6 protein-coding genes are annotated in these 9,420 nt (G+C 40.8%); 2 read left to right on the top strand and 4 right to left on the bottom strand.

The genetic code is table 11. The features are described from left to right. Window positions 1-2: 2 nt before the first annotated feature. A complete protein-coding gene (locus tag NO989_RS11290) occupies window positions 3-968 on the bottom strand; it encodes a glycosyltransferase family A protein (protein ID WP_348667605.1) in 966 nt (321 codons plus the stop codon). After that, window positions 965-3,502, bottom strand: coding sequence for a hypothetical protein (locus NO989_RS11295; RefSeq protein WP_348670501.1), 2,538 nt, complete (start codon window positions 3,500-3,502; stop codon window positions 965-967). The genes NO989_RS11290 and NO989_RS11295 overlap by 4 nt, the downstream gene beginning before the upstream one ends. A 188-nt stretch (window positions 3,503-3,690) precedes the next feature. Here NO989_RS11295 and NO989_RS11300 point away from each other — a divergent pair, with 188 nt between their 5' ends. Next, window positions 3,691-4,902, top strand: a complete 1,212-nt coding sequence (locus NO989_RS11300; protein WP_348670502.1) for a TIGR03087 family PEP-CTERM/XrtA system glycosyltransferase — start codon at window positions 3,691-3,693, stop codon at window positions 4,900-4,902. Next, a complete protein-coding gene (locus tag NO989_RS11305; protein WP_156078639.1) occupies window positions 4,899-5,483 on the top strand; it encodes an acyltransferase in 585 nt (194 codons plus the stop codon). The genes NO989_RS11300 and NO989_RS11305 overlap by 4 nt, the downstream gene beginning before the upstream one ends. Here NO989_RS11305 and NO989_RS11310 read toward each other — a convergent pair. Together NO989_RS11310 and NO989_RS11315 are read right to left on the bottom strand one after the other, a co-directional pair. Then, window positions 5,434-6,546 (bottom strand): GNAT family N-acetyltransferase, encoded by a 1,113-nt coding sequence (locus tag NO989_RS11310; protein WP_348670503.1) that lies wholly within the window; start codon window positions 6,544-6,546, stop codon window positions 5,434-5,436. The genes NO989_RS11305 and NO989_RS11310 overlap by 50 nt on opposite strands. Before the next feature lie 3 nt (window positions 6,547-6,549). Then, entirely contained in the window at window positions 6,550-9,237 is a 2,688-nt protein-coding gene (locus tag NO989_RS11315) for a tetratricopeptide repeat protein (RefSeq protein ID WP_014979862.1), read from the bottom strand. Window positions 9,238-9,420: the final 183 nt, after the last annotated feature.

The following is a 9,420-nucleotide window of genomic DNA, read 5'->3' on the forward strand; positions in this document are numbered from 1 at the left end:
TGTTATTTATGCGAGCTGGTACTAACAGCGCCGCGTACTCCTATTAATGTTCCAAGTGCTCTAGCCGGAAAATAAAGCAGATAAAAAAGTGAGCAATGCCACCAAGTTACTTGCTGCTTAACAAGCCTTTTTAGTCGCCACGTGTACGCTGTAAAAGGCAGAAAAGCGCCTACTAACATAACTATAGCGACAATAGGTTGCGAGAATATTATCGCGAGAAAAGCCAGTAAAAGACCACCTGTAAATGCAAAAGGAACAACAAAACTTGGCCATTCTCTCAGCGGAATGCGCCTTCCTTTTAAAGATGCAATATTGGACTGGCCGCGCCATATTTCTTTTTTATACATCGGTGCGTAAGCTTTGTCTTCGCCAATGTGAATATACTGGGTTTGTGAGGTGTAAAACAACTCACCTAATTTATTAACCTTATCGGTAAAGAAATAATCTTCACAAGTAAGAAGGTGTTCAGGAAACTTACCTGCTGCCTCAAACGTTTCCTTTAAAAGAAATAAGTTGCGGCCAGGTAGAAAACTGACAGGCACATCAAGTTCAGCATTGCTTAACGCCGTTCTTATTCTCTCTAAAGGCGGCGCGTTAGGGCTGTTCACCTGCATGGCGCTAACTAGAGCCGTATTGTCTCGCGTTTTGAGAGTATCAATCATCACGTCTAGCCAATTCGAAGCAAGTGCAACATCTGCGTCTAAAAATGCCAAGTATTCACCTGTCGCCAAGCCGGCACCCAGATTCCTAGAATGTGAAATTGTGTTATTTTCTTCGTTATATAAAACTCGCAAATTTACTGTTTCGATAAATGCGCTGAGCGTATTTGAAATTTCTTTATTCTGACTTACCAAAACAACTTCGTATTGTTCTTTCGGAGTTGTTAGGCCCGCAATACTTGTAAGTGTTTCAATGAGCATGTCTTCACGCCCCTTATGCGGAATGATAAAAGACGTATTGATGCTCATGGTTTACCTAACCATTTTTGAAGTTGTGGAAAACGTTTCACTAGCTGTTTTCTCTCTCTTGACGGAGATAAATCAATAAGGTTGGACAAAAGAAAACTCAATGAATTGGATTTCTCTGTTAAAACCTGACCTTTTTGTGTAGAAGTCGATGAAAGAGGGCGGGCAGCCTGCTTAAAACCAGAGTAATGACCGTTTTGCATCATTAAACAAAGTACGCGCGTGGTACTCGTTTCAGCACTCGTACTAAGGCGTTGATAAATTGTATCAGATAGTTGCTCGGCTTTTTGCTCAGCAAGTGTACGTTGGGCTTCAATTAAATAGTTAGATGCAAAATGCAGTACGCATAGTTTTCTTAGGTCTTGCCCACTCCACGTTTGATTCGGAAACTCAAGAATGTCAGGCTTGTCCAGATAAGCATATTCGTTCACTGCCATCCAATTGGCATAGTGAGTAAGTGAGTCTACTGCGTATTGATAGCTCGAGTCACATTCACAGCGCTGTTCTTTAAGTGATATAAATCGGCAAACTGCTTGTAGGAATACAGTATAAAACCACGTTGCTTCGACATTATCCAATTGCAACTGGTCGAAGTCATCGGTGGGGGAGACCGTATTCGCTATAATATAGGACGCTGCTTCAATGTCACTATCACAACCTTGTAGTTCGTATCTATCTAACCTTGCTTGCAGGTAGTTACCCGTACCTCTGTCTAGAGGATACTTTCCTGTTTTTACATTTTTAACACCAGGAATATCGCTATTTTTAAACGCAAGCAGGGCGCCTACAAACGTACCGTCGCCTTCATAATAATTGGTTACCCATTGCGTTATGGATAATGCGGCGTCTCGAGACGGTGTGTAGCCAGTAAGCAAATGATGCAAAGTGAGACCATTGGTATAACAATGTTGCCCACCCGGACCGCCGCCTCCAGCATGATCATCGTAAACACCAGACGGCTGGTGTTTAGAGTACGTTCTATGAGAAGCGGTATATGCTTGAACATAATGGTCGGTATGCCAAAACAATCCGCCGCTATACTCGGGCTTATCGTCACGGGTGTGATAAACATCAATATCTGCAACGTGCTTGGCAAGATCATCGGCTAGTTCAAACCAACGAGGATCGCCGCTTAACAACCACTGCATCAGCATTCCAAATATAGGGTCGTATTGATTGTTGTAATGTGACACGAAAAAGGGCTCGTCAGGTGCGAGTGCCTTTTCGTGATCCGCATACAACTCACCAAAATGTCGCCAGCCAAATTCGTCGATATCGAGCCGCTTTTGATAAAAAGAAGACGAACCTTCAATGCCATTTCTTATAAGTGAGTCAAACTCGCATGATTTAGAAGGGAGAAAAGGCAAAACAGATGCGTTTTTTAACCAAGCGCTATCAATGACTACCTGCAGCGATTGTATCTCAAAAGGTGCGATCGAGATGCATCGTGTTTTTTGTTCACCAGGCTGAAGTTCAGTACATTCACTATGCCTTGAACCTAACAAGCTAACGCTTAAACTGTCTGCTGTTAAGTGTGCTGAAGAAGGAAAATTTTGCCAAAACTTATCAACATGAATACTAAAAGTGCTACCGATGTTTGAAATCTTAATTTGCGGTTTTGCTTGGTCACCTGAAAGCAATAAGTGCTCTGGTTGGTAAAGTTTAAAACCGCGAAACGGAAGCGAGTTAACGTTGTCTTGATTTACATGAACTGGACTTTGCCAGTTTTCAAAACCACTGGAAGCCTGATGAAGTGTCAGCTCTTCATGTTCAGATGAACTAAAGACATCAGAATTTAGCGTCAGCGTAGGCTGCAGCGATTTACCTTTGAACGAGATACAGCATTCTTTTAAATAAATACTGTTTGGGTCTCCCAAGTCCCACTTCCCATTTGGGTGTGACGCAGCGCTTGGGTTTCGCATTGTTAAATGAGCACAAACCGTTCCGGTTCTAAGGAAGATTGACGCCTCTGTTTCAACAATCAGCTTTTTATCGCTGCCAAGCCTAATCTCGTATTTTTGTTCAACGGTTAATGCGCTGTATTCGTTGTTATTGCAATGAAGAGCATAAGAGAATGCAATAGGGGTTATCGATTGAGGATTAATATCAACAATATCGAAAGAGCTGGATAAGTGCTTGTCGGTTACAAACTGAAAAGGCTTGGCTTTGTTAATTGTGAATGTTTTGCCACTGCCCAGAGACAGTGAAAGCGCCTCATCGTTATTGTTTACAGGTGAGACAAGCTTGTTCAATGGTGAGTCGCTCACCACCGCTTCTAGCGTCAGAACTATTTCATCGCTTACCGAATGGCGCTGTAAATCAATCAAACCTTCACATAACAACCACTTTATTGAACCATCTGGCCATAGCTGCGAGGTTTTGATAAAAGCATCAGTTAGTAGTATTCCGTTTGCGGCAAGCCGAAATTGAGTGACGGCGGGCCACATTCCCTTAGGGCAGGGCAACCCTGTTTTAAAATGTCCGCACGTCTCTTTGGCTAAAGAGGCAATCTGGATAGTTCCAACCGTTTGTGTCATTACTGCTTTCTTTATTTCTTCCGTGAGCAATGTTCTTGATGAACATATGCATAATGACTCTAGTATGCCAATGGAATTGCCACTTGTGTAGCCTTCATCACTAATTTGTTACTTTGACCTTATATTTGCTTCGAAGTAGTATGATAATAGGACAAATAAAAATACTAAAGATAGCTTGGAAGGCGCTGATGTCGAAAGTTTGCGTGTTGTCGCAACGAGTACCCTATCCCCCAAATAAGGGCGAAAAACTTAGAACATATCATCAAATTGAATTTCTAAATCGCTTAGGGTACGAAGTCGAAGTTTTTTCTCTCATAGAAACTGCAGAAGATAAAAAAAATGCCGAAGCGTTAGCCAAGCATCTTGGAATTTCGGTTAACTCTTACCAGTTAGGTAGCAAATTCACGCGTTATGCTTCGGCCTTACTGCAAGGTTTGCCCATAAGTGTTGGAGCGTTTTACTCAAAAACACTTCAACATGTTATTGATGAAAAGCTGAAAGAGGGTGAGGATGCGCTGCTGTTAACCGCGTCGAGTTTAAGCTATTACATCTTCAACTCGCCTTATTACAACACTACCCATTGTCGCTTGTTTATGGACTTTATGGACGTTGATTCAGATAAGTGGGCGCAATACGCAGATTCTTCTTCATTCTTAATGCGCTGCGTATATCAGCGTGAAAGCAAGGGTATAAAAAAGCTTGAGGCTAAAACAAACCAACGGTTTGATGAGTGTTTTTTGATTGCAAAGGAAGAGGCGCAGCTATTTAATTCTTCAGTAGACTCATCGAAAGCGATAACAGTGCTTGGAAACGGATTAGACTTCGATGCGTTTTATCCAGCGAAAACGCAGCCTTGCGCGACGACAATAAGCACTGCGCCGCATTTCTTGTTCACGGGCGTGATGGACTACAAGCCTAATGTAGACGCGGTACTTTGGTTTGTTAAAAATTGCTGGCCACTCATTCGTGAAAAAGCGCCGGATGCAAAATTTACCGTGGGTGGTATGAACCCTGTTGAAGAAATAAAAGCGTTGTCAGACCGCGATGGCATAGATGTCACGGGCTTTGTCGATGATATATTGCCTTATTTTCACCAAGCTCATGCGTTTGTTGCGCCATTTAGGTTGGCAAGGGGCGTGCAGAACAAAGTCCTTCAAGCGGCAGCATGTAAACTACCGATAATAACCACGTCTATGGGAGCTGAAGGGATCTCGTTTGCCAATGCTGACAACATGTGGATAGTAGATGATGTAGACAGCTTTGTAGCTGCATGCGTTGAGAGTATTGAAAACTTAGAGCTATCACAACATAAAGCACAATGTAGCTATCAAGCAATAGTTAGCGAATATAGCTGGGAACAACAACTGAGCCCGTTGAAAATGGCAATGGCACGAATATGAAGTCAATAGTTAAGAAGAGTTTTTTTGCCCTTTGTGCACTTGTAATGTTTCCTTTCACGCTTATGTATTTAATGCTGTCTATTGTGGTAAACAAAGACTCGCTGCTTTCCTCTTTTAGCCAGTTGCTATCGCTTATACCCGGTAAACTAGGGTGTTATTTACGTTCGGGCTTTTATCGGTTTGTCATGACCTCGTGTGCGCCAAACGTTCTCATCGGTTTCGCCACGTTGTTTTCACAACAAGATACTGAGATTGACGAGGGGGTGTACATAGGTCCGCAATGTAACATTGGTAAATGCGCTATTGGGAAAAATACTTTGCTGGGAAGCGGTGTGCACATTATGAGTGGCAAAGGACAACACAATTTTTCTGACCCAGAAAAGCCGATTAAAGATCAGGGCGGCGTTTTCACCAAAGTCTCTGTAGGAGAGAACTGTTGGTTGGGCAACGGTGCACTGGTTATGGCCAATATTGGCAGAGGAAGTGTGGTAGCAGCAGGTTCTGTAGTTATTGATGATGTGCCTGCGGGGGTTATAGTAGGTGGGAACCCTGCGAAGGTCTTGCGTGCTTTGCGAGAGTAACTGCTGCATTTGCCAAATAATTTCTCAATCGTGTGAGAACACCTTTGAATGTCATCGTTGGAATTTGTAACGAGTGAAATACAACAGTGTCATTGGACAAAGTTTGTTTGTATTGACTTGCTCCTCCCATAAAATCGTACCAACTTAACCCTTGTTGTGCATAATACTCCATTAAAGCAAGATGCAGAATATAACCAGGCTTAATATGCTTAGATGCAAACTCAAGGTTTACTCCAGAGCAGTAAAAAAAGACCGCGTCTTTTTGTACGAAGTTGAGTGTATACCCTAGCAAAGCATCTCCTGCTGTAACTTTTGCTATTTCACAAAGCTTGCCATTACTTATCAAAAAGTTCTTAAGCGTGCCTTTGAAGACCTTATTTTCAAATCCGCTCCCAAAGGTAGAGTCTCCCCACCGCTTTATGTGAAGTATTTCTAATTGCTCTAGAAATAAGAGTTTTTGTTCTAAACATTCAGCAATTGTCACTTTAATTGGACCAAAGCGAAGATGTACTTCTTTTATACTCCTTCTTAACTTGCTTCTACTATTAGCTGAAAGGCGAGAGATTAGCTGCTCTATAGTAAGTTCTGGTGAAAGAGAACGACGAAAACCATATGAAATATGAGCGTCAATGCGTAAGTCGTTCAAGTATTTTTTGGGAAAAAGAAATTCACATGTCATTGAAACATTAAGAATATCGAAATTTTGGCTTTTTAGTTCTTTTAAGAGTAAATCAAAGAAACGGTTTTGATTTTCAGGTAAGCCAAGTGACGTGTTGTACTCTATCCACACTTGGTCGTTATCAGGACAACCAGTTTGGTTTATATGGGCTAACTTAAAAGTCAGCCCATATTTCTTTTTAAAGCTCTCACCGATTAACGCAAAGTGACTCACAGTACTTTGTTCGTAGAGCAAAAACATATGAACCGGAAATGTCTTTTGGGAAAACCATGCTTTGAGAAAACCCTCACTCAAAAACGGCGAAAAGTTATCACAGTTTACTTCATGTAAGACAGTGGAGAGTTGCTCCCAAGTTACATTTGTTAGCCATTGTGTTTCTTCCATGTACTAATTTTTTACGTCTTTTGAAATACGCTCGTACAAAGATAAATCTTCTTCAGTCAAACTCGACTTTTCGACAGTCGCTAAAGCTTTCTGAGCTTGGGTTTGTTCGTCAAGATGCATGTGTGCGTTTGCTAACAAAAGCGCATTAGCGTTAGAACTAACATTATTTGAAAACGGGGTTATCTCATCATAACGCTCTGAAGAAGTTAAAATGCGAAACAACGTATCTAAATAGTCTTGGTTTGATGCATTTAATTCAACGACTCGCTTTGCAATTTCAAAAGCTTTGTCGTTTTTACCGTCAAGGTAAAGGACCCATGCATAGTTATTTAATACATCAGTGTTACCACTTGTTTTACTAATGATGTCTTCAAAAATAGCTATCGACTGAGCGTTGTCATGTCCTATTAATGACTCAGCTAATAGTGCTTTTATTGATAGGTCGTTAGGATGTTGCTCAAGGTGCGCTTTAAGAACCCCATAGTCGACATTGCCACGCCTTATGTTTAGCGCATGAAGTAATTTAAGCGTATGAGAATTGCTTGACTCGTTATAAGCTCTTGTGAGTAATGATGTCGCTTCATCCAAATTATTTTGCTTAATAGCGTAGGTACCGTTTAGGTAATCTAACAGCTCTGATGGAGCGTTCGACTTTTTCTCAATCTGTCCGATTTTATACTTCGCTTTAGATAAGTTCCCTTGATGAATGTAAAGGGAAACTAGCTTTGCATCTAACGCAAGGCTTTCTTTTGGTCGGTCAAGAGAGTGCGGGACTTGTTCTAGTACTGAGATCGCTTCTTTTAATTGGCCTGTGTTCTCAAGGTATGTTGCAAATGCAATATTTGGGCGTGTGCTGTCAGGGAACTGTTTATTCCATGCCTTGACTATATCTCTTGCTTGATTGGCGTTATTCGAACGGCTCGCTAGGTAGAACTGTAATTCCCAGTATTGATTGATTAGTTTTGCCTTTTCGGCATCTGTAGTGTTTAGAGTTCTTTGAGCAAGCTCATTTGCGCCTTGAGTAGCGAAAATACCCGCCTTCATCAATTTAAAAAGAACATTGTCGTCAAATTCTGAAATAGCTTTATCAATATAGGTATGTAATTTCGATTCGTATTCTTTATTTTTAGAAAGCTTTTGGAAAGCAAGGTATAACTTTAGCACAACGACATCGTTGAGATTATTTTCTAGTATTTTATCAAGAGAATTCAGTGCACTCTCATAGTCTTTGTTCTTCGCAGCAGACTGAGCCATGAACATGTGAGCAGCTCTATTTGTAGGCAAAAGCTCCAAAGAGTCTTGATAAACTAACGCTGCGCTATCTCTGTCACCTTTAGCAATAAGGATGGCTGCTTTATAGTTCATGACTTTTACTTTGTCAGTTGTTCTTTCCAGCCACTTGTTTACATATTTTAGCGCTTCGTCAAATTGAGCCTTGTTCATCATCATCGCAACTTGAATGAGATTATAAGTGCTATCTGAAGTGTCGCCTGGTTTACTCAGTGTTTCAGAACTCCCTTCACGTGCTAACTCGATAAGTCCGCTAAGCACCCTTGCTCTAGGCGATTCGCTTTGAGCGAGCTTTGATTGTAGCGTAGTCCACTCTCTGGCATGGCTTTCTGTGCCTATAAGTTGTCCAATGGTAGACACATCCAGCTCTGAGAAGCTTTCTTGAGTTGCTAGAGTTTCTAGTGCATCGTCGGTAATGCCCAGTTTGATTTTGGTAGCAACAAGCATGGTATTTGCCAATTCGTTGTTTGGTGCCATATTTGTTGCTTTTTCAAAGCTACTTAATGCTGATTCATAATTTTGAGAATTGAACTCTAAAAGCCCTTTCGTTAACGAAACAGAAGGCATATCTATTCCGTAGGTATCAGCTAAAGATATGGCGCTATATGCTTCATCATGTTTATTTTCGCTTAATAAAATTAAACTATTAAGGTAATTAGCCATTGGGTTTTTAGAAAATCTCGCAAGAACAGGGGTTACAAGTTCTTTCGCTTTTTTAAAGTCATTATTAACTAGCAGAGCTTGAGCTAATGGCAAATTGATGTTCAATACGTTAGGGTTATTTTTCTTATACGCATTATAAACTGTTATCATACCGTCAATATTATTCGACCGCCTTAATAGATCGCCCATCACAAGCAGCTCAATATCGGATGTGGAATTGTCAATTAGTGGTGAAACATCTAAGCTTGTAAGAGTGTTGCTATTAAATGCTTCAAAGACGCTAAATACGGCCGTGTCGCCTTCTATTCTTTCTAAATCTATAGAGTTTGATAGTGCGACGCTAGACCACGCTTCTGCCAACATACAATCGCGACAAGTACTGTTTTTATCTATAAGTCTTTGGAAACTGCTATCAAAACTAAGGATAGCTATATGTGCGTTTAAGCTCTCAGCTTTGCTCTGTTCGGATGGGGTTAGCGCTTCAATATCTACTTTTTCGAGTTGCTGTTTGGCACCAATTATATTGCCATTTAGTAAGTAAACTTCTGTAAGCAATAGCCTGAGTTCAGATGTTGGCTCCTCACTCATCGCTTGTTTAATTAATACTTCAGCCTCTTTTGATTGCCCATTCTCAAGTGCAACTTTGGTTTCTTGAATGTAATCTTGGTGAGCCTTTGGTGTGCATCCAATACAAGTTAATAGAGCGAGAGCAGCAAATTGAATATTTTTTTTTAGCATTTTAAAACTTCTAACGTCCGTGAGTTTACCTTGATAAAGGTATCGTGCTTTTTAATAAGTGACAAGAAGTATTAAGATAGTATAAAAAAAAGCCGGATTAAAATCCTAATGCCAGTCAGTTAAGCTGACTGGCATTTTTCTTTGTGGGGTATTTAGTCGGTCTTTTCCTCACTACTCTGGGGT

It is taken from the genome of Alteromonas sp. DY56-G5, assembly GCF_041414725.1.
Taxonomy (GTDB): domain Bacteria; phylum Pseudomonadota; class Gammaproteobacteria; order Enterobacterales; family Alteromonadaceae; genus Alteromonas; species Alteromonas macleodii.